We start from the raw sequence: 21,435 nt of genomic DNA, 5'->3' as shown, positions 1-21,435 counted from the left end.
TATCGTGGACCCGATTATTGAGGACCCGTTGAGCCTGCAAGTCAAGGAAGAACAACGGGAACTCTTGGTAAGGAGGATGTGGGATCCAAAGCTGAGCCTTATTCCTCTTCCGGTCTGAGAAAAAGATTGAGCAGTCCCGTAAAGGAACCCGAGCTCATGTTCTGGGCTTCATCCAGAAGCAGCGGTATGGGGCTGGTAGGCTCATTTGCCGAATAATAGCCTTTCACGGCCGCAATGCCCTTCATGGCGTCATTTCGGTTTTCGATGACCAAAACGGAAAAATCCTCGATGTCTCCGAGATCCTTGTCGTCTCCGTCGTTGAGATCGATCAGCCGGTCGTTGGAAAGTTGGAGGCCGCTGGTGCCGAGCAGCAGAGCAACGTCGTCGAACCTGCGCGGCATCAAGATCTTGAGGGCATCCAGATAGGATTTGCCGACCAGGCCGCGTGCTTCGCGTACCAGAAAGAGCGCGGGATGTGAGGGTTCGCGGGACGCGAAGTAATCCTCGACGGCGTCCAGAATCAGTTTCGCCTGTGCCGCGTTGCGGATATCTGCCTGTGGAGTTGTTCCCTGGTCGGGGCCCGTTCCGGCCTCCTCTTTTGAAGCGGCGTCGCTTTCCTCCACGTCCTCGGCCGAAAGACGCCCCAGGCGCAGGTTCAGATCGGTTGTCATCTCCTTGAGGAGCGTGCAGAGCGCCTCGTAGTCCGGCGGTGTGGACTTGGCCTCGCTTTCTTTCAGCTTTTCCGTGCACACCCTGGAGATGGTTTCGAGTTCTTCGGGAAGTTCGGAAAGGTCGGTAAGAACCTCGTCAATGGCGTCCTGCTCCAATTCGCCGGATGTCAGGGCCGCCTCGATGGCTCCGAGAGAAATCGTGTGTTCGTCAGGCCGCGCGGTCGCGTTGCCGGCGGCAATTTGAATGGCGCGGTAGCTTATGGGACCGCTTCTGCGAGTCTTCAGGAGAGGGGCTGCTTCGAGCGGCAGGACGACGGTGGGGCGGTTGTTGAGCGCCTCCAGGACACCCATCCGTTCCATGTGGTCGAAGTCGGCGTCGAGAGGCTGAACCTCGTCCCAGTGATTTTCGACGAGGCGGCGAATAATGCGGACCGCATTCGCAAACTGGTGAAGTTGCCCGTTCAACAGGCTGAACTGGGCTAGAATGATGAGAAGCCGCAAGTCCCTGGACTGCTTCAGGAAGCCGTCCATCTGCTTGAAAAGATCGGTAAATTCGATTTCCGAGCGATCAAAATCGCTGAACCGTTCCGGCAGCAGTTCCTCGCAGGAATCCATAAGTGCCGCGAAGGCGGGCTCGGTATCGTAAAGGTCCGGGCCGCATCCCGCGCCGGGTGCAATCTCGGTCCCATAGATCTCCGGTTCAAAACTCATAGATGCTCCCCAGCCCGGACCCAGCCGGCTTGTGGCCGGCTGGTCCTATTGTCATTCCTGGCCTTATTGAGCGACCAGCTTGCTTTCCACGCGGCGGTTGGCCGGGTCGTTGACATCGGCAACCATCGGACGCGTCTTGCCGTAGCCGACAGTCTTCAACTGGTTCCGGCTCACGCCCAGAGAAACGAGAAATTCGGTAACCGCGGTCGCGCGATCTTCCGACAGGCGCTGGTTGTAGGTCTGAGACCCGATGCCGTCTGTGTGGCCTTCAATCAGGAACGTCGCTCCCGCCAGATCCGGATCGGAAATGCCTCTAGCGAATTCACGCAGGTTGGCCTTGGCGGACGGGCTGAGACGGGCGGATGCATACTCGAAGGAGACCAGCAGGTTGAAACCTGCGTCGATGGCCTTGGTCTCCGGGTCGACAACAAGGGTCTGTTCCGATGTTGCGTCGGCATTGCCCGCGCCTTCAGGCGTGACGGCGACCTGGCCGCCACCTTCCTTGTTGGCGTTGGGGTTGCATTCATCACGGGTGCCGATGCACAGCGCGCGGCTCGTTCCTGACGGTGCCAGGGATCGGGTCTTGAGCTTCTTGAAATGCTTGCTCACGTCCTCTGCGGAATAGGTCGGGTCCTGGGCCGAGGCGGAACTAAGGGCGCCGGACAGGCCGACGAGACTCAGCGACAAGACGGTCGCTGCAAAGAGGCGGGCAAACTGCGAGTGACTGGAATTCATTCGCTCGTTTCGGTTGGTCTGGGTCACGATATCAATCCTCCCTCGTGGAGTGTTCGAATGCTTTGTTGCAATGGGCTTCGAAATTCATCGTGCCATATCTTCAGAATAATAGTGTGGCGAAAGTCACTAAACTGCGGTTTGATATCAGTATGTCGTATTATTTCGCAGAAGCAAGAGGTTAGGAAGGGAGGTGACGTCGCTGAATCGCTGAAATGACGACTCAAATGCGTTCGATGATGGCGGCGCAGCCGCGTAATCCGCCGGGCAATACGTGTTTTGGTGCCGAGGGCGGTGAAAGTATTTGCAACAATTGTGTTGTTAAGCACATTATTTTCGCCGGAAACGCCATAAGAATCCGGTTCGTAGCAATCATCTGGCTGTCATTGTCAGGAACCCGCAGTCTTTCTGAGGAGAATTTCGTGGCCCAGGGACAACTTTCACAAACGCACCGGATGGCCGAGCTCAAATCGGTTTTTGGCCAGGATGTGCTTTCGATCGTGACCGTTGAGTGCGACGAGGGCATCAGCGACGACTTCGAAATTCGCCTGGAGGTTGTCAGCCAGGAGGAAGACCTGAACTTCGACCAGGCCATTGCAACCAACATGACCGTAAAGGTTGTCACCAACAACGGTGATACCCGCTATTTCGACGGCCTGCTGACCGATTCCAAATGGCTCGGCCACCGGGATGCCTATTATGTTTATCGCCTGACCCTGCGCTCCTGGTTCTGGCTGCTGACCAAGAATTCCAACTGCCGGATATTCAAGGACAAAACGGCACCCGAAATCATTTCCGAAGTGCTTGGCGACCATGACTTTGCCGATTTCAGAGACAAGCTCACGGGGAGTTACGACCAGATCCATTATTGTGTTCAGTATCGGGAATCAGACTACGACTTCTGCTGCCGGCTGATGGAAGAATTCGGGATCTCCTATTTCTTCGAATACGACGACGGCAAGCACACGATGATCCTCGCGGATGCGATCTCTTCGCACAGGGCGATCACCGGAAACTCGACTATCCCGTTCATCCCTCTTGGTGGAGACAACCAGCGGAAGGAGGAACACATCTATCACTGGATACCGAGCCGGAAATTCAGGACGGGGAAATTCGCCGTCAACGATTACGATTTCGAGAAACCCGGAGCGTCTCTGGAGGCGGACCGGGAGGCCGGGGCCGCCTACCGTGCCGGGTCCCTGGAAAGTTATGACTATCCGGGCCGCTACACGGAGAAGGACAAGGGAACCACCTTCAGCACCATTCGCCTGGAAGCGGAACAGGCTGCCGACAAACGGATCGAAACGGCCGGTGAGGTGCCCCGGTTCTATGCCGGTGGCCTCTTCACACTGACTGACCACCCGCACGGACCGCAGAACAGGGAATACCTGATCGTCCGGGCGAGCCATCAGATCATCACGGAACAGTACCGGACGGGAGACAGCGGCTCCCAGGGCGAGGCCTATACGGGCACCTATGATGTCCTGGCTTCCGACATTCCCTTCAGAACGCCGGCAGTGACCCGAAAGCCCCGTATTCCCGGTCCGCAGACGGCCAAGGTCGTCGGGCAGGGGGAGATCGACGTGGATGAATACGGTCAGATCATGGTCGAATTCCACTGGGACCGAGACAATACCCAGTCGCGCCGCGTTCGGGTTGCGCAGGTCTGGTCGGGTCCCGGCTGGGGCGGGATCTATATTCCCCGTGTTGGCCAGGAAGTGATTGTCCAGTTCCTGGAAGGTGACCCCGACAAGCCTATTGTTATTGGTACGGTCTACAATGCGGACAACATGCCGCCGTATGAACTTCCCGGACAGAAGAACAAGGCCGGGATCAAGTCCGATTCCACGGTCGGTGGCGGCGGTTACAACGAGTTCGTCATGGACGACACCAAGGGCCAGGAGGAGATTGGCGTCCACGCGCAGAAGGACATGAATACCGTCATCGAAAATGACGAGACCCTTCATGTCAAAAACTGTCGGGATACGAAGATTGATGTCGACCGTACCGAGAAGGTTGGGAACAATACGACGGAGACGATCGGCAAGACCTGGAAGGTGACGGCCGGTACCAAGATCGAGTTCATTTGCGGCGCCAGCTCGATCGTCATGACGCCAGGTCAGATCAAAATCGATTCACCGATGATCGACATCAACGCCAAAATGTCTCTCAACGCCAAGTCGATGATGACGACAGTGAGCGGTAGCGCGATATTGACGCTGAAAGGCGGACTTGTTCTGATCAACTGATTCCAGTTGGTTTGCAGCGCCAAGATAAGGTTTTGGAGTAAAACGATGGGATCACGTATCCGGTTCACAAGGGCAAAACAGGTTTTTGATACCTATCCCGAGCTGTCGGAAACGGTTCGTGAGCCAAGGTCGGACGTCACTCCGCAAGACTACGTGCTTGAGCTGCAGGAGGGAGATGATCCGTTTGCCGCCCTCGCGTATTTTGCGCATGTTTTACCCAAGCGCGAAGCCGTCTGGTGGGGGTATAATTGCGTTGCCGGCCTCGACGGCGGAGCGAGCGAACAGGAGCGGACCGTCCTTTCCCTGACCGAAATCTGGGTCCGTGACGGGGATGAGGAAGCGCGTACTGCCGTCCGTGAGGCCGCCGAAGCGGCCAGGAAGGACAGCGCATCGGCCTGGATAGGCCTCGCGGCGGGCTGGTCCGGCGGGTCTCTGTCTCCGAACCCGGACTACCGGGTGGAGGTGCCGGAAGACCTGACTGCCAAGGCTGTGAATGCGGCAGTGCTTTTCGCCGTTTGCGGGCAGGAACCGGAGACGAGACAGGAAGCGGTGAAGTCCTGCCTGGCGGCGGGATTGTCCTTCGCGGAAGGTGGCAAAATGCCTGTTGTAAGTGTGAAGGGACGGGCGCCAGCCTCGTCTTGAACCAACCGGAGGACTGGTGGGAATGCGAATAACGCTGCAGATCGAGAATGTCGATCGGCTCGAGACCGGCGGACAGGTGTCCTATAGCTGCGCCGACCGGGGATTTGATATCGGGCGGCACGAACATCTCGACTGGAGCCTGCCGGATCCCCAGCGCGTCATCTCCGGCAAACACTGCGAAGTGCGTTTCGAAGATGGAAATTTCGTTCTCTACGACATCTCCACGAACGGAACATTTCTGAACGGTAGTCCGAACCGCATGGACAAGGCGCAAGTTCTGCGGTCCGGTGACCGGTTGATGATCGGCGATTACATCATTTCCGTGACACTTGAAGCGGATCAGGGCGCTGGTGCCGGCTTGGCCCCGCAGGCACCGGTCCAGCCGCAGGAGCCGATGTGGCAAAGCCCGGCGTCCCCACCACCGCCTGCAACAGGGCCGGCCTGGCCGTCGGCACCGGCTCCCGCGCAGCAGGCCCCATATCCGGCGCCGGACCAGGGGGGACCTTGGGCTTCCCCGACAGCCGGAATGGAAGGGCGGCATGCCCCGCCGTCCTCGGCACCCGGTATCGGAACGCCTGAAGACGATGTCTGGAGCCGCCAGGGGCACGGTTGGGGCAATGCCGATCCGTCCCTTTACGATCCGAATGCACAGCAACCGGAAAGAGAGACTGCCAGACCGGCGCGGGCCGATCCGCTTGATCATCTGGCCAACCAGCCTGATTTGATGCACACGCCCTCGCAACAGTCTGCACCGATGCAGCCCCCGCCGGGGTCCGGCAGTGCGTCTCCGTTCCTGTCACAAGGCGAAACGGTGCCGGAGCCGGAACAACCCCTGTTTGCCATGCCGGATCTCGGCAGCGAGGCAAAGGCTTCACAGGAAACGGCAACGCAGAACCCGGAGCCGCAAACTCCCGCTCGTCCGCTCTCCGGGCCCTCCGGACCGGACGTGCAGGCCTCTTCACCGTTTCCGGAACCCGGCGCCTGGGGCGAACCGCCCGTTGAACCGGCAGCCCCCGAACCGGCCGCTTCCGAAACGGAGGAACAGGTAGAACCCGGTGACTTGACTCTGCCGGAAGACAAGGCAGTTTCGGAGGCGGCTCCTGCGGTTGCCGCACCTGTAACCCAGCCTGTCAATGTGGATGCGCCCGTGTCCGGCGACGTGGCCGGAACGGGTCAGGCACCGGGCGCTGGCGTGGACTTCATCAAGGCGTTCGCCGAGGGCGCCGGTATTCCGCAAAGCGTCCTCGAGGGACGCGATCCGGAAGAATTTGCCAGGGAGCTTGGTACGATAGTTCAAGGGGTTACTGATGATCTTATGGGTCTCCTCCAGGCCCGAAGCCAGGTCAAGGCGATGACGCGCAATGCAAACCGGACCCTGATCAGCCGGAGCGGCAACAACGCGTTGAAATTTTCGCCAACGCCTCAGATGGCCTTGCAGACGATGTTTTCGCAGAATGCCGAGGACAGCGGTTACCTGCCTTTCGGCAAGGCGATGAATGCCGCCTTCAAGGATATCCAGAAACATCATGTCTGGACTTATGCGGCCATGCAGAAGGCGGCGGCGCGGTTTGATGATACGCTGTCCCCGAAGGCGATCGAGGAGGAAGGACAGGTTGCCAAAAGCACCTTCGGAAATCAGAAGGCGAAACTATGGGAGCGGATACAGGAACGATGGGCATCCCTGACGGGAGCCTATGATGACGGCCTGGTCGGTGTTTTTACTCAGTATTTCACGGAAAGCTATGAAGAACTCTCCAGCGATGATCCGGAGCAGAGCCCCGGAAATCCTGATTAAGACGTTTTGAAAGATCGAAAGGCGTTTTGGCGCCGATTGGATAAGGGAGCGATGCCTTAATGTCCTGGTATAGCAAGGTTGCATGGACCGAAGGCCTGTTTTTGCGGCCGCACCATCTTCAGCAAAGCGACCGCTATGCGGAGCATTTGCTGGATGAACGGATCAGGCTTGCGTCTCCCTACCCCTGGGGGTTCTCGGAAGTCGAAATCGACCAGGATGTCGGTCAGCAATGCCGGTTCGCACTTCGCTATGGCCGTGGCATTTTCCCGGACGGAACCGTGTTCAACTTTCCGGCCGATGGGACGCCGCCGCCGGCGATCGACGTTCCGGAGGACGCGGCCGGACAGATCGTATGGCTCGGGATACCCGAGACGACGGTCAATGCAGTGGAAGTCGCCAATGGACGCGAAGACGCGGCGACGCGATACATTCAGGGCCGGGAAACCATCATCGATTCAACTTCGGCCGTCCGTCAGGAAGAGGAAATCGACGTGGCCCATCCACGTTTGATGTATTCCATCCGCTCGACCCCTCATCCGGGGCAAGTGTGTCTTCCCGTTGCCCGTATTACGGAAATCAAGGACCGTATCGTCATAACGGACGGCACTTTCGCGCCTCCTGTCCTCGCCTGTCATGTGCATCCGGTGGTGACGGGCTGGATCGATTCCGTCATCGGCTGGGTCGAACGCAAACTCAGTGAATTGGCCCGCTACGCGGCCGATACATCGGCCGGAGGCGGATTGCAGAATTTCGACTATCTGACCTTGCAGCTGTTGAACCGCACCCACCCGATGCTGATGCATCTGAGAAAGTCGGCGTATATTCATCCCGAGCGGCTCTACCAGGAATTTCTGCAGCTCGCGGGCGAACTGGCAACTTTCGCGACCGACGAACGGCGTGCGCGCAACTATCCGGTCTACGATCACGACAAGCTGCATGATATCTTCAAACCCCTGCTTGCCGATATCCAGGCGTTCCTGTCGGCCGGTTATGACCGGCGCGCCATCCGCCTGCCTCTGGAACAATTGGCCCCGAATGCCTTCAAGTCGACGATCGTCGACCGCAACCTGTTTGCTCAGGCAAGCTTCGTCATCGAGGTAGCGGCCCGCAGGCCATTGACCGAAATCCAGAACGAGTTTCCGCGGCTCTTCAAGGTTGGCCCTTTCGGCCAGATGCGCCAGATCGTTTATTCCAACCTGCCGGGCATCCCGCTGATTCATATGCCGGTTCCGCCCGCACAGATCCGTGCGTTGACCGACCGCGTCTACTTCAGGCTCGACAAGACCACGCCGCTGTGGCGGGAGTTCAGTCAGGATTCGGCAATCGGGCTGCAATTTTCCGGCAACTGGCCGGACTTGCAGCTTGAATTCTACGCGATCAGGGAGGGACGCTGATGCCGGACAACGACGATCCCTTCGGCGTTTCCAAGCGCAAGGGAAAAACCATCGTCAGGCCCAATCCGGGGGGGCGGTGGAGCGAAACGCAACAAGGCGGCCCGCCGGACACGTCCGGTCAGCCACCTGCGCCGCCTCAACAAACACCGCCAGCGCCGCCGCCGCCGCAACGGGGCCCTTCGGGTACGCCCGACCCCTGGCAGAGTGGCGGCGGGGGTGGCGGACGGGATCCCTATGCGCCAACGCCGGCCGGTTATTCCTACGGCCAACAGGAAGCGCCGGACATCAGGACACCACCGCCACAACAGCCTGTGCCGCCGCCTCAAGGCGCCGGTCCCGGACCGGTCCCGCAGCAGGGCGCCGGGCAACTTGCCCATACACCCGACATCAACCAGATCCGGGTGGCAAACAGAAATCCCATTTCACGTGCCGCTGCGCCGCTGCTGCTGTTGCTTGGACGTCTCCATCTCACGATGACGGATGCCCAGTTCGATGCCCTGATGCGCGACGTCTACAGTTCCATCAAGACGTTCGAAAAAGATCTGCGCGATGCAGGCATCACCGACGAGCAGATTCGTTCGGCTGCCTATGCGCTGTGCGCAACCTCCGATGATATCGTCCAGAACCTGCCGTCTTCCGGACGTCACCAGTGGACGCAATATTCGATGCTGACCCAGTTTTTCGGGCAGGCGACCGGCGGTGTCGAGTTCTTCCAGCTCCTTGAAAAGGCCAAGCAGGATCCCGGCCGGAACTACGGCGTTCTGGAAGTCATGCACGCTTGCCTGTCGCTGGGGTTTTACGGCAAGTACAGAGCCATTCAGGGCGGGCAGCAGGGGCTTGAGCGCGAACGACGCGATCTGCATGAAATCCTGCGGCGTGTCCGGCCCCGCCCGGGAGACGACCTGTCGCCCCACTGGCGCGGACTGGAACTGCTGCAACGACGCAGCGGCTTTTCGGTCCCCATCTGGGCGGTGGCCGCCGTTGCGGGCGCGCTGCTGCTTGGAGGATATGTGACGCTGATGCTGCTCCTGTCGAGCGGCAGTGAAGTCCTGGCCAGCCGGGCGGCCGCTCTGTATCCGACCGGACCCATCGAATTGGCCCGCGAAGGGTATCAGCCAAAACCGCCGCCGCCGCCGCCGCCGGCAGAGGACGCTACCATCGACACGGTCTCCGATGAACTTGCCGGAATAGACGGCCTGGAAATCCAGCAGGCCGGTCCGGCGATCATGCTGCGCATGAGAGCACAATTCGACGTGGCCGCAGCGACGCTCAGACCGGAATTCCAGCTGCTGGTCGAACAGGTCAGCAGGACGCTGGAAAAAGTGGACGGGGAAATTCTGGTTGTCGGCCATACGGACAGCGACCCGATCCGCAACAATCCGCGTTTCCCGACCAACTGGCACTTGTCGGTCGAGCGGGCGAAATCCGTGGCGGCCGTCATGCAGTCGATCCTTCAAAATCCTGACCGTGTGTCGGTGGAGGGGCGCGGTGCGGACGAACCTATCGCTCCCAACACCTCGCGGGAAGGCAAGGCGCTCAACCGGCGCGTCGAAGTATTTCTGAAACCGCCCCCAAAGGGGTTGGTGATCGACAATTGATTTTTGGTCCGGGGCAATAACAGAATAAGGCAAACGCAATGAAATTCTGGCTCGGAATATCGGCAATTCTGATTGGCATTCTCGCCCTGATCGCCCTGATCTGGTTAGGCGGGCCCTTTCTGTCAATTGCCGGTGTACGTCCGTTCGAACCGCTCTGGGTGCGGCTTACTCTCGCCCTGTTCATTTTATTGACGATCGGCGGCTGGACGGCCTACCGGATCTACAAGCGCATTGCCGCCAACCGGGCACTTGAGCGGGAGATCCTGCAGCCCAAGGCGAGCGACGAAGACCTTCAAATCCTGTCGGAACGCATGAAGGATGCGCTGAAGACGCTGAAGACCTCCAGCGGAAGCGCGCGTACCTACCTTTACGATCTGCCCTGGTATCTCATGATCGGACCGCCGGGTGCGGGCAAGACAACGGCGCTCATGCATTCCGGGCTGAAGTTCGCCAACTCCAGGGGAAAGGGCGAAGCCCAGAAACTGGAAGGACTGGGGGGCACACGCTACTGCGACTGGTGGTTTGCGGAAAACGCGGTTCTGATCGACACAGCCGGCCGTTACACCACCCAGGATTCGGACGCGGAACACGACCGGGAGGCCTGGCTCGGATTTCTGAACATCCTGCGCAAGGCCCGGCCCCGTCAACCGGTCAATGGCGTCATGGTGTCCATCAGCCTTGAAGACCTGATGACCCTTTCGGACGAGGAACTGAAACTCCACACGGATGCAATCCGGAGCCGGTTGATCGAACTCTACAAGACGCTCAAGATCGATTTTCCGGTCTATGTGATCTTCACCAAGGCGGACACGATTGCCGGTTTCATGGAGTTCTTCGGCTCCTATCCGGAAAGCCGCCGCAATCTGGTCTGGGGTGCGACCTTCCAGACCCGAGAAAAAACGAAGAACATGGTCGCGGAATCCCCGACGGAATTCGATCTTCTGGTCGAGCGGCTGAACGAGGAAATGGCCGATCGGCTGCAGGAAGAACCGGATCCGCGTGCACGCCTGATGCTCTACGGCTTCCCGACGCAGGTCGCAGCGCTCAGGGACCGGGTGACCGGTTTTTTGAACGCCGTCTTCGAGCCGAGCCGCTACTATCCGAACGCGGTTCTGCGCGGATTCTATTTCACCTCCGGTACCCAGACGGGAACTGCCATCGACCGGGTCATCGGTTCCATGAGCCAGGCTTTCGGTACGGCTTATCAGGCCGCTGCCTTGTCCGGTCAGGGCAAGAGCTACTTTCTGAAGGATCTTCTGACCAAGGTGATCATCGGGGAGGCCGGCTGGGTTACGCACAACCGCCAGGCCGTTCGCATGGCAACCGCCGGCCGTATTGCAGCTTTCGCTGCCATTGCGCTGGTCACGATCGGTCTCGGCAGTCTTTGGGGCATCAGCTACGTCAACAACCGGGCACTGATCGATGAAACGGCAAAAGCCGTGGCCGCGGTCAGGGCAGAAGGCGAGGGGGTGCTGGATCAACGGATCGTGCGCGATGATAGCTTGCGCGACACGGCTTACCTCCTGTCGCTGCTGCGGGGACTGCCGGTTGGCTATGACAGCCGCAACGACCCGACACCGTGGATGGAGAAATTCGGTCTCAGTCAGCGCGAGCGGCTGGAAGCCGCTGGCGTAACATCCTACCGCAGCGGTCTTGAACGCCTGCTGCGTCCGCGCCTGATCCTCAGGATCGAGGAACAGATGACAGATGTTCTCGACAACCGCACGGGGCCGGGTGGGCAGGATATCGATACTCTGTACAATCTTGCAAAGCTCTACCGGATGGTCGCCGGTGACGCACCGGAAATCGACAAGGAGCAGATCAAGAACTCCTTCCGGGCGGACTTCCTGCAAAGTTTCCCGGGACCGCAGGCGGAGCTCTTGCGCAATGAGCTCAACAATCATGTCGCTGCCATGCTCGATCTCGATTTCGGCGGCAACGTCCTGACAAGTCAGCTCGATGGCGTTCTTGTCGCGGAGGTGCAGCGCGAGCTGGCCAGGGTCAGCCTTGCGGAGCGCGGCTACGCCTTGCTCAAGTCCCGGGCGAAGGGGCTGGCAAGCGAGGACTGGATTGCCGAACAGCGGGGCGGTCCGGACATGGTGACCGTTTTCGAAACGGTGAATGGCGACACGCTCGATACGGTACGGGTCGACAAGTTTTTCACCTATCCCGGCTTTCACCTGTCGGTCCTGCCGAACCTGGCTGGTATCCGGGAAGAACTGGAGCGTGACAATTGGGTCTTCGGTGACATCGGTGAAGCCGATGCCTTCGCCGACCAGTACCAGACACTTCCGGGTGAGATCCTGGCCCTTTACACGAAGGACTACATAGATACCTGGGAAGAGGCGCTCAGCAATCTCAAGTTCAAGTCCATGCGCGCAGACAAGCCGCTCTATACCACGTTGCAGGCGGTCTCGGCACCGACGTCACCGGTGGTGCAGCTCCTAGAAAGCATTCGCAACGAAACACTGCTGACGCAGGACGTTTCCACCGAAGGGCTCGGTGGAGTTGCTTCCGGAAGCGCGAAAGATGCCGGAGCGGAAGCAGCCCAGAAAGTGTTCCAGCGTTATGTGCTGGATTCATCCGGCGGTCTCAAACGTATCGGTCTCGAAGCCGGGTTGAAAGTGCTCGCACCGGGTGGCGCATCGGGAGCGCTCGACGCTCTTGGCGGCGGAGGCGGGCCTGCCATCATCCCGGGGAAGGCGATCGAGGATCACTTCCGGCCCTATCATGTACTGGTGGAAGGTGAAAACAATCGCAAGATCGATGCCTTGCTCGTGAATTTCAAGAACATCCTCGACAACCTGCTGGTCGTTGCCAACAACCCGGTTCAAAGTGAAACGGCGAATTCCAACGTCCAGATCCAGGCATCTCTCCTTCGAAGCAACGCCACGCGTTTCCCAAATCCCTTCGACAAACTCATTTTGCAGGCCGCGAAGGAGTTCGACGAGGAATTCAAGGAAACGTCCATCACGCAGTTGAATGAAAAACTGAAGTCGCAGGTGGTCGGCGAGTGTCAGCGGATTGTTCTGAGAAAGTACCCCTTCACGAACAACCGGTCCGAAGTCGCCATGACGGACTTTGCCAAGTTGTTCTCGCCCACCGGCATCATGCAACGCTTCTTCGACGATAACTTGAAGGCGCTGGTCGATACGTCTTCAAGGCCGTGGAGCTGGAAACCGGAAGTCGCGCAAAAGGACCGGCTGTCGAACGCCACATTGCGCCAGTTCGAACGGGCTGAACTCATCAGGCAGGCTTTCTTTCCGACGGGCAATGCCTTTCCTTCGGTCGGATTGCAGGTCGTGCCGCGGGCATTGTCCCAGCAGGCTGACGCGGCTAGCCTCGAGGTGAACGGAAATCTGGTTCTGGTGACGCGCGGACCGGGTTTCAATGCGGATATCGAACCGTTGCCTGCGAGCTTTGATTGGCCGAGCAACACCGCGACACCGAGGGTGGTTCTGGTGATCCAGCCGGAGGTGCCCGGATACCGGTCTCGTCAGGAGATACATGGTGACTGGGCGTTCTACCGTTTCATCCAGGCCAACCGGGTCAGTTCGGATCCCAACAAGTTCGTGATCCGCAAGACCCTGGGTGGTCGGCAGGTCGCCTTCACGATTACCCTCAGATCGAAACCAAACCCGTTTTTCCTGTCCTCCGTGAAGGACTTCACCTGCCCGACGAGTTTTTGATCCATGCAGGGTGGTTATTTCGGAAAGCTGCCGGCAAAGGCCGATTTTGTCTCCGGACATTGTCCCGCCGGATTTCTGCGGCTGTGGGAACCTTTCCTCATGCAGGGTCTGGCAGGCTCAAGAAAGGATCTGTCGCCCTCCTGGGAGGAGGCATACATGACCATGCCCGTCTGGCGTTTCCTGCTTAACCCGGAGGATCCGGCGTGTTCGTTACCTGCTCCGCTTGCCGGAGCCTTTATGCCGAGTGTTGACCGGGTGGGGCGGGAGTTTCCACTGACGATCGTGGCAAAACTCGACAGCGCACTTGCAGATGGCGGACCCTGTAAGACCTGGTACGACGGGGTTGAAGCCATCCTTCTGAAAACACTTGAGGATGACGCCAGCCTGCCGGCTTTTCAGGAGGCTGTTTGTGCACTGGATGAGCCGGACGCGGGAGCGGCGTCAGACCGACCGGCAAAATTCGAGATGCTTGTGGCGGCGGAAAACGAAAGCCAATGGCTGAGCTCCAGTTTCTGGTGCAGGGCAGGAGAGCGGACCTTTTCCTTCAGGTGCGAAGGTCTGCCGTCGAAAGAAGACTTCAGGTGGTTGATCCTGCCGGAACGGTACGGGCGGGAAAGACCGGAGAACCGGGCAGGGGAAACTGCAACAGGGCGGAACCATCCGGAGGATCATCGCACATGATCGGAAGAACACAGGACGTTCTGCGTGGCTTTGCCATCGGACTGACACACGTCGGGATGACCCGGGACGAGAACCAGGACGCCTATTATGTCGATGAAACGAAGGGCGTCTTCGCCGTCATGGATGGCGCCGGCGGCATGAAGTTCGGTGCCATCGCCTCCAATCTGGTTCGCGAAGCCCTTACAACCATCTCTGTTCCCCGCAGCGCGGAAGATCTTCTGGAGCAGTTCGAAGCCCGTCTGATCGTTGCCAAGGACCGGATCGAACAGGTGGCGAGGGAAGCCGACAATGCTCCTATGGGAACGACCATTGCCGCGCTTCTGACCTTTGGGACGAATTTCGCCTGTGTCTGGGCGGGTGACAGCCGCGTTTACCGCTTCCGCAACGGGCGGTTGGAACAATTGACCACGGATCACACCGAGGCCCAGGAACTCATCGACCAGAATGTTCTGACCGAGGAAGAAGCCAAGACCTTTGCGCGGCGTCATGTGATCACCAATGCAATAGGCTCGGGACTAGAGCTGGAACTGGAACTGGTTTCCGGTAACCTGTGGCCGGGAGACCGTTTTCTTCTGTGTTCCGACGGCTTGACCGGGCATCTGGAGGATGCGGTGATTGGTACGTTCCTGATGAATGGAGCCGCGCATTCGGCGGCGCACAGTCTTTTGAAGGGTGCCCTGGACGGCGGCGGATCGGACAATGTCACAGTCGTCATTGTTGATATCGACCGAGCGGCCTCGGGCGAAGGAGAGACCCGCTGATGAACTCTGCGAGCAATCTTTTGCCGACCGGCACCCGGCTCAACAATCTCTACGAGATTGAAGAGCATATCGCAGACGGCGGTATCGGCACGGTTTACCGGGCGCGGGATGTGGAAAGCGGTGACCCGGTTGCCATCAAGGTGCTCCTGCCGAGTTTCGCCAGGGACCCGATGATCCTCGATCTCTTCAAGCGCGAGGCGAAGATCCTGCGCAGCCTGAAGCATGATGCCCTGACCCAGTATTTCGTGTTCGCCAAGGAACCGACGCTTGGCGTCTACTACCTGGCGATGGAATTTGTCGGCGGGCCGTCCCTGAGCAAGCGCCTGGAATCCGGCCCGCTGGAACCGGAGGCAGTCTACCGTTTGCTGAAACGGGTCTCCAAGGCGTTGCAGGCGGTCCATGACCGACAAGTGATCCACCGCGACCTTTCGCCCGACAACATCATCTTGCAGAACGAGGATGTCGGCCAGGCCAAGATCATCGACTTCGGTATTTCCCGCGCCAACACCGGAGGCCCGACCATCATCGGCGACGGCTTTGTCGGCAAGGTCAACTATGTGTCTCCCGAACAGGTCGGCATTTTCGATGCCAAGGTCACCGCACGCAGCGATATCTATTCGCTCGGCCTCGTCATTGCGGAAGCCTTGACCGGCAAGCAGATCGACATGGGCGGCACCCAGGCCCAGATTGTCGAAAAGCGGCGTAATGTTCCGCCATTGGAGGGGATCGACAACAGGTTCCGTCCCCTTCTGGAAGCCATGCTGCAACCGGACCCGGCAAACAGGCCCAAGTCCATGGCCGAGATCGCGGAATGGACCCTTGGCGCGCCGATGGGGCGCCAGGCTCAGGACAAGACGATCATCCGCCCCTCCGGACCTCCTCCGGAGCAGAGCGCACTCGACGATGGTCCGCCTCCGGTCCACTGGGGCCGACGTATCCTGGTTGCCCTGTCCCTTCTGGGCTTTGCGGGTCTCGGGGCAGGAGGCGTCTATTTTCTTGTCGGGCAGACGGTGCCTGAGCTGGAGCAAAAACCGGTTCTCGTGGCGCCTCCGCGCGAAAACGCACCTGAGACGCCTGTTCAGGAAACAAAACAGGAGCCCCAAACGGATTTACCCGCAACGGAAACAGTCAAAAATACCGTTCCGGAAATCCCGGTCACGAAGGATGAAGCCGGAATAGAGGACTTCAAGGACGAAACAAAGACGGCAAGTACGGAGCCGTCCACGACCGACACGGTGAAAACCGAGGCACCGCCGCCGATCATGCCGAAACCGGACGAACCGGAAGTGGTTCTGACCCCGGAAGACAGGATCCGCAAGTTCGTCAACAGCTATCAGGCGGGCGATTGCATGTATCTGCAACCGGTCCAGATCGCCAGCCGGTCCGCGGAGATCGAAGGCTTCGCCTCTCGTACTCCGCCCTTTATCAGCTTCGACAGCGATTTTACCCAGTCCCAGGGGTTCGAGGCCAAGATCCAGGTCAACCTGGTGACGGATGCGCAATGCCCGGCGATCGCCTTTCTGCGGGCAACGCCGCAAGGCAGTTCGAAGACGGACCTGCGCCTCGACATGCAACGAACCGTCATACCGAACGGAAGCAACATGGCGGGCCGCATCTCCGGTTTCGACCCGGCGGGTGGAGAACTGGGCCTGATCCTCGTCACAAGCAACGGCAGTGTTGCCAACCTGTCGGATAAACTTCAGAGCGACGATGGCGGAGCCGGATTCGTATTGCCGCTGAAACTGAGGACAGCAGCCGAGGAAACGGGTCTGGTCATCGCGATGGTCGGCCCCGACATGATGTCGACTTTGGCAAAACGACAGGAGAAAAAGGCCGGTCCGTTCTTTGAGAACCTCATGAGGGACGTTCCGGTCTTGCGGGCAACAGCAACGACGATCAAAGTGGTGCCCTGAGCGGGGAACGCCGATGAAGCGCTACACGAAACCGATTCATGTGCCCGAAGTGGTTCGCCACAGACGGGTCGACGCGTCGCTGGCGCTGATCAATGTCGTGTTTCTCCTGCTCCTGTTCCTTCTGGTTGCCGGTACCCTGAAACCGCCCTTGCCGGAGGGGTTTGCCTGGGCGGAGACCACCTCCGACACCGGCAGCAGCAACATTCAAGGCAGTCTGGTGCTGACCCGGACCGGCGATATCTGGTTCGAAGGCCGCAGGCTGGATGAGCAAGAGCTGAGTGCGTTTCTCCATAAATCAGCCGCTCTTTCGGATCGCCTCGCGGTTCAGGTCGACAGGCACGCGAGGATGGAAGCTGTCGCCGCATTTGCGGACCGGCTCAGAGCAGGCCGCTTCAGGCATCTGACCCTGGTGACCATCGAGGCGGACCGGCGGTGACGGCTGCTGCCTACAATCAGGACGGCAGATGGGATGTGCCACCCTATGTCTGGCCGGCTGTTCTGGGAATGTCGCTGGCAATCCATGCATCAGTTCTGATCTATGGCTTGCCGGATTGGTCGTGGTTGCAGAACCTCGGCCCAGAGCCGACCGAAACAGAGGTTGTCCTCGAAAGTGGAGGATTGGAGTTTGAAACCGTTACGGCCGTAGAATCAGTGGCCGTAGAAGAGCCGCAACCGGCGGCGGTGCCCGCGGTTGATCCCGTCAAGACACCGTTTCCGCAACCGTCCACTTCAAACGCTGTCCCTGTTCAACCGGTGACGAAGGAGATTCTTAGTCCTGCGGAAGCCGATGTTGTTCAACCGGACAGACCCTCTCCTTCAACTGCTGAACAAGTGCAAACGGCTCCAGCCACCAGAATAGAGGCCAAGGAAGCCGTGACAGGAGACGCCCGCCCTGTCGAGCGAGTGGAATCGGCGCCGATAAAAACTGTTTCGGCCGCCTCGGAGACCGTGATTGCCAAGGAAACGCCTTCCGCAAATGTGGTCGTTGCTGTTCCGAATGCGGCCGATAACGTGGTAACCGGCCGGCCAACAATGCCAAAAACCTCCATCGTCGTTGCCGCCGCGCCGGATGAAGGCGTTGTTGTTAAGTCCGGGGATCAGGAAGTCCTGCCGGTCATCGTCGCTGTAAAACCCGCGCAGGTGAGCGGCAAGGTGACTGTTGCCAAGAAGGCGCAAGCACAGAAAGTCCAGGGCGATGAGGCGATCTCCGCTTTACCGTTGGCAGTCGAGGTGGTGGCAGTCACGGGCAACCAGCCCACCATTCAGGTTCCCATGCAGGCTGCTCCCGTCACTGCACCGGTTCCTGACAGTTCAAACGCTGATGACCCGGCCACGCCGGTGCTTCCTGCTGCAACCGAGGTTGTTGCAGCAGTGAAGCCCGACAGTCTGAACGCGCCGGTCAACAGCGAGCAAACAGGCAATGCGCAGGCCGTCAGACCGGTCGAGCAACAGCTGGCCTCTTTACGCCCAACCGAAGAGGGATTGCCCGCTATCGCCCCCGCGCGTCCCGAGACTGCACCGGTTCCGTCGGTTACATTGCCTTCCGATCCAGCCGATAATGTCCCGCCTGTCGAAGTCGCGAGCATAGATCCCCTGGCGAAGGTGACGTCCTACGTCGCAGGTTACGATGCGGGCGAGTGTGCGCATCTTTCTGTGTTGTCCGCAGGTGCCGACAATGCCACCGTAACCGCCTATGGCGCCGGAATTGCTCCTTTTGCGCTGTTTGATCAACGGTTTGCAGCCGACCATGGCTACGAGGCAAAGGTCGAAGTCAGGCTGGTCACCCGAAGACAATGTGCGTTGCTGGACGCGCTCGGACTTTCGAATGGCCTGGAAGCCGCCGGGCTGGTGGAACTCGACAAGACGATCGTTCGTAGCGGGACACCCGTTTCCGGCGTGATACAGCGAGACCTGCCTGTGGATCGGATCGCCCAGGCGGAACAGGCCGGCCTTCAGCTCAACGGCAAAGGACCGCCGGAACTCTATCTCATTGACGATGCCGGACAAATCCATGACGGCCGGGACCACATCCTGCCGGCAACAAATGCCGTGACGGCGGGGGGGTGGCGTTTTGCGGTTCCCGTGACGCTTCTGTCGAGCGAAGACAGCGAAACGGCGCTCATTCTGGCGGTTTGGAACCGGCCGAAGTCGAAACAACCCGCCAGGTTCGGAACGATGCCGGCGGACAGCATCGCCGCCGTTCTGGCTGCGCCGGGGGTCTATTCCCTGTCTGCCTTCAAGGTTGCGCGCTGAGACGCGTCTCACTCCTGTGGTGTTTGGTTCGCAGAGGCGGGCATTCCCGCGCCAGCGGTAAAGACGCCTGTTAGCAGGACTTCCAGAGCGGCACGTTCCTTTTCAAGGCGGGTTTCAAACCAGGTGACGGCTACTGAAACCGGTATAGCGACCGCGAGGCCGCAGGCGGTGGTCAGAAGCGCCACCCAGATACCGCCTGCCAGCGAGGCCGGATTGGCTGATGCACCCGATTCCTGCAAGGTCTGAAAGGTTTCGATCATGCCCAGAACCGTGCCGAACAGGCCGAGCAATGGTGCGATCTGCGTTACCAGATCCAGTGCCTTCAGCCAGCTTGCAAGGGCGAAGAGCCGGTCCGCAGCCCGAGCAGAGATTTCTTCGCGCAGACGTTCCTCGCGGATATCCCTTTCCTGACTGGCAAGCGGCTGCTGGTCGAGCAACTGGATCGCCTCCATGGCCGCCCGCACGAGCGCGGCTGAAAGCGAACGGTCCTTTAGAAGGTTTTGAGCTGCCTTCGCCCGTTCACCGGTGCGCCACTGCGCAACCGCGCGGCGCACAAGATTGTGCCGACCGACACGGGCGCTGGAAAACTGGAAAACTTTCGCGAGGATGACAGCCAGCGCGGCAATGGAAATCGCCAGCAGGATCAGAACGACCGGCCCGCCCAGTTCAAGCAACGACGAAGAAGATCCGATCATGCGTCCGCAGGTCCCTTGAGGGTCTCAATTGTCAATTCAGTCACCGAATTCAATGGCGGTCCTGTTGGCCAGGTCCAGAAGATCGGGGCAGTAGACATCCGTGATGCTGGGTGGAACGCAGTTCAGAACGTCATTGATGTGCAGGCGCGACAGGCTTTCGCAGCTTTTTCCCGCCAGGTCGAATTGCAGGACCTTTGTCTTTCCTGCCGAAATGCGCGAGAAGTCAAGGCGCAGAAACTGATCGACGAGGCCGTCCTTGTTGAAGGCGACCATTTCCAGGCCAAGCTGGTTCATCGGCCGTTCCAGCCCGTTGGTGGCGATGATCGATAGCCGGCACCCGCCATCCTGTGTCGGCTGGGCCTGGTTCAGCTCCAGACGGATCTTGCCGCTCACATCCTGGGCCTGAACAGGCATCGCGAATGTGGCGGATATCAAAGTGAGCATCAAAATCCGGAACGGCATGCGCATGAAACTCCCCCAAGTTGAACTGCAGACCCTGCGGGCAATCGGAAAGGGCCATCTTGATGCAGCCCGCGACCGGCGTCAGTCATAAGACAGCAACACGGTCCAATCTTCCGCCCCCTCGGTCTCGATCTGAAAAAAACCGGCCTCGATAAGCCCCCGTTGCCAGCATTGATCGCCATCATACAAAACGAATTTTTCTTCGCGAATGCAAAGGGTAATGTCGCCGCCCAGGCGGCTTTCGCCAAATCCGTCAGCGACATGCAGATAATAGCGGGTGTTTTTCAGAGGTTCCTGGAGAACCTGACTGCAGGCATTGGCCGTAATGGTCCACCAGCCCTCCGTTCGCAATCCCTCGTCGGTTTCGTATCCAATGGCAACATTTACAATATCGACCGAACCGTTGCACACGCGCAGCCCCGCCTGAGCCGCCTGCGGCAGAACCCAGGCAGCCGTTGCAAGAGCGGCCAACAGAAAGGAACCGCGCAACCGGCCGGTGAGCCGTCTGTCGGGCAGGAAGAAATGCAACGCCGCTTTCATCAAGCTGTCCAGGTTCGTTTTGCTCTTCATCACGCTAAGGAACAGCAGGCGCCCGGTCAATTTCTCCTTTGAGATTGAGGTCTTGACCAATCTGGGTAATGCTTGTGTCCGAACCGGTTATTGGCACCTTTTTCCAAAAGCCCGCAGGCGGCACGTCCATGATCTCGATCCACCGGCATAGTGAAAAGCGCAGGCGCATTCCCCTGACGCCGTTGATCGATGTGATTTTCATTCTGGTGATGTTCTTTCTACTGTCGTCCACTTTCGGTGTCTGGCGCCCGCTCGATATTGCCCTCGGCAGGGCCGGCCAGGGCGGGCAACCGGATCAGCAAACCACTAAGCCGGCCGTCGCCCCGGTACTGATTCAGGTGCGGTCAGACGCTGAGACCGGATCGGTCAGGATAACCGTCAATGGCATTGGCCTGACCATCGACGCCCTCGCGACCCAACTCGACAAGCTGGCGGAGCGGGGGGCGAGGGAGGCGGTCCTGGCGCCCGCAAGAGGCACGAAATTCCAGCAAGTCGTGCATGTTCTGGACGAGGCAAGACTATCCAGAATCAAGCGCATTAGCCTGAAGCTCGATTGAGATCAGCTTTGCACTGACCGCAGAGAGAGCGAAGGACGAAAAAAAGCCCGGCTCAGCCGGGC

General features: G+C 59.4%; 17 protein-coding genes. 12 read left to right on the top strand and 5 right to left on the bottom strand.

Features of this window, described 5'->3' with window-relative positions; all coding sequences use genetic code 11:
- Positions 1-98: 98 nt before the first annotated feature.
- A complete protein-coding gene (locus ACQY7U_RS21725) occupies positions 99-1,382 on the bottom strand; it encodes an ImpA family type VI secretion system protein (protein WP_428649239.1) in 1,284 nt (427 codons plus the stop codon).
- A 63-nt stretch (positions 1,383-1,445) separates the two neighbouring features.
- Complete coding sequence (locus ACQY7U_RS21720) at positions 1,446-2,144, bottom strand: OmpA family protein (protein ID WP_428649237.1); 699 nt, start codon at positions 2,142-2,144, stop codon at positions 1,446-1,448.
- A gap of 392 nt (positions 2,145-2,536) precedes the next feature.
- Here ACQY7U_RS21720 and ACQY7U_RS21715 point away from each other — a divergent pair, with 392 nt between their 5' ends.
- The 11 genes from ACQY7U_RS21715 to ACQY7U_RS21665 all read left to right on the top strand — a co-directional run bounded on the left by ACQY7U_RS21715 (position 2,537) and on the right by ACQY7U_RS21665 (position 19,089).
- Positions 2,537-4,363: a type VI secretion system Vgr family protein gene (locus tag ACQY7U_RS21715; RefSeq protein WP_428649234.1), complete on the top strand. Its 1,827-nt coding sequence runs from the start codon at positions 2,537-2,539 to the stop codon at positions 4,361-4,363.
- A 45-nt stretch (positions 4,364-4,408) separates the two neighbouring features.
- Positions 4,409-5,005 carry a DUF6931 family protein gene (locus ACQY7U_RS21710; RefSeq protein ID WP_428649231.1) on the top strand — a complete coding sequence of 199 codons (597 nt, stop codon included), beginning with the start codon at positions 4,409-4,411 and terminating at the stop codon, positions 5,003-5,005.
- Between the two features lie 22 nt (positions 5,006-5,027).
- Positions 5,028-6,800 (top strand): type VI secretion system-associated FHA domain protein TagH, encoded by a 1,773-nt coding sequence (tagH, locus tag ACQY7U_RS21705; RefSeq protein ID WP_428649229.1) that lies wholly within the window; start codon positions 5,028-5,030, stop codon positions 6,798-6,800.
- Between the two features lie 59 nt (positions 6,801-6,859).
- Positions 6,860-8,194: a type VI secretion system baseplate subunit TssK gene (gene tssK / locus ACQY7U_RS21700; protein ID WP_428649227.1), complete on the top strand. Its 1,335-nt coding sequence runs from the start codon at positions 6,860-6,862 to the stop codon at positions 8,192-8,194.
- Positions 8,194-9,792 (top strand): type IVB secretion system protein IcmH/DotU, encoded by a 1,599-nt coding sequence (gene icmH / locus ACQY7U_RS21695; RefSeq protein WP_428649224.1) that lies wholly within the window; start codon positions 8,194-8,196, stop codon positions 9,790-9,792. Before tssK ends, icmH begins: the two co-directional genes overlap by 1 nt.
- Before the next feature lie 38 nt (positions 9,793-9,830).
- A complete protein-coding gene (gene tssM, locus ACQY7U_RS21690; RefSeq protein ID WP_428649221.1) occupies positions 9,831-13,481 on the top strand; it encodes a type VI secretion system membrane subunit TssM in 3,651 nt (1,216 codons plus the stop codon).
- Between the two features lie 3 nt (positions 13,482-13,484).
- A complete protein-coding gene (gene tagF, locus ACQY7U_RS21685; RefSeq protein ID WP_428649218.1) occupies positions 13,485-14,162 on the top strand; it encodes a type VI secretion system-associated protein TagF in 678 nt (225 codons plus the stop codon).
- A complete protein-coding gene (locus tag ACQY7U_RS21680; protein ID WP_428649215.1) occupies positions 14,159-14,923 on the top strand; it encodes a PP2C family protein-serine/threonine phosphatase in 765 nt (254 codons plus the stop codon). Before tagF ends, ACQY7U_RS21680 begins: the two co-directional genes overlap by 4 nt.
- Positions 14,923-16,836, top strand: a complete 1,914-nt coding sequence (locus tag ACQY7U_RS21675) for a serine/threonine-protein kinase (RefSeq protein WP_428649213.1) — start codon at positions 14,923-14,925, stop codon at positions 16,834-16,836. The genes ACQY7U_RS21680 and ACQY7U_RS21675 overlap by 1 nt, the downstream gene beginning before the upstream one ends.
- A 13-nt stretch (positions 16,837-16,849) precedes the next feature.
- On the top strand, positions 16,850-17,272 hold the full coding sequence (locus tag ACQY7U_RS21670; protein ID WP_428649210.1) for a biopolymer transporter ExbD: 423 nt from the start codon (positions 16,850-16,852) through the stop codon (positions 17,270-17,272).
- A gap of 437 nt (positions 17,273-17,709) precedes the next feature.
- Complete coding sequence (locus ACQY7U_RS21665) at positions 17,710-19,089, top strand: hypothetical protein (RefSeq protein ID WP_428649207.1); 1,380 nt, start codon at positions 17,710-17,712, stop codon at positions 19,087-19,089.
- Positions 19,090-19,097: 8 nt separating this feature from the next.
- Here the strand turns inward: ACQY7U_RS21665 and ACQY7U_RS21660 are convergent, their stop codons facing one another.
- From ACQY7U_RS21660 to ACQY7U_RS21650, 3 genes are all read right to left on the bottom strand, one after another.
- Complete coding sequence (locus tag ACQY7U_RS21660) at positions 19,098-19,784, bottom strand: MotA/TolQ/ExbB proton channel family protein (RefSeq protein WP_428649205.1); 687 nt, start codon at positions 19,782-19,784, stop codon at positions 19,098-19,100.
- A gap of 36 nt (positions 19,785-19,820) precedes the next feature.
- Positions 19,821-20,228 carry a hypothetical protein gene (locus ACQY7U_RS21655; protein WP_428649202.1) on the bottom strand — a complete coding sequence of 136 codons (408 nt, stop codon included), beginning with the start codon at positions 20,226-20,228 and terminating at the stop codon, positions 19,821-19,823.
- Between the two features lie 99 nt (positions 20,229-20,327).
- Complete coding sequence (locus ACQY7U_RS21650) at positions 20,328-20,846, bottom strand: DUF1036 domain-containing protein (RefSeq protein WP_428649199.1); 519 nt, start codon at positions 20,844-20,846, stop codon at positions 20,328-20,330.
- A 98-nt stretch (positions 20,847-20,944) separates the two neighbouring features.
- Here ACQY7U_RS21650 and ACQY7U_RS21645 point away from each other — a divergent pair, with 98 nt between their 5' ends.
- Positions 20,945-21,373, top strand: a complete 429-nt coding sequence (locus tag ACQY7U_RS21645; RefSeq protein WP_428649196.1) for an ExbD/TolR family protein — start codon at positions 20,945-20,947, stop codon at positions 21,371-21,373.
- Positions 21,374-21,435 lie beyond the last annotated feature (62 nt).

This window comes from Roseibium sp., from assembly GCF_050301095.1.
Taxonomy (GTDB): Bacteria; Pseudomonadota; Alphaproteobacteria; order Rhizobiales; family Stappiaceae; genus Roseibium.
The sequence above is the reverse complement of the archived record's forward strand: the minus strand, read 5'-3'. Positions and strand labels throughout refer to the sequence as shown.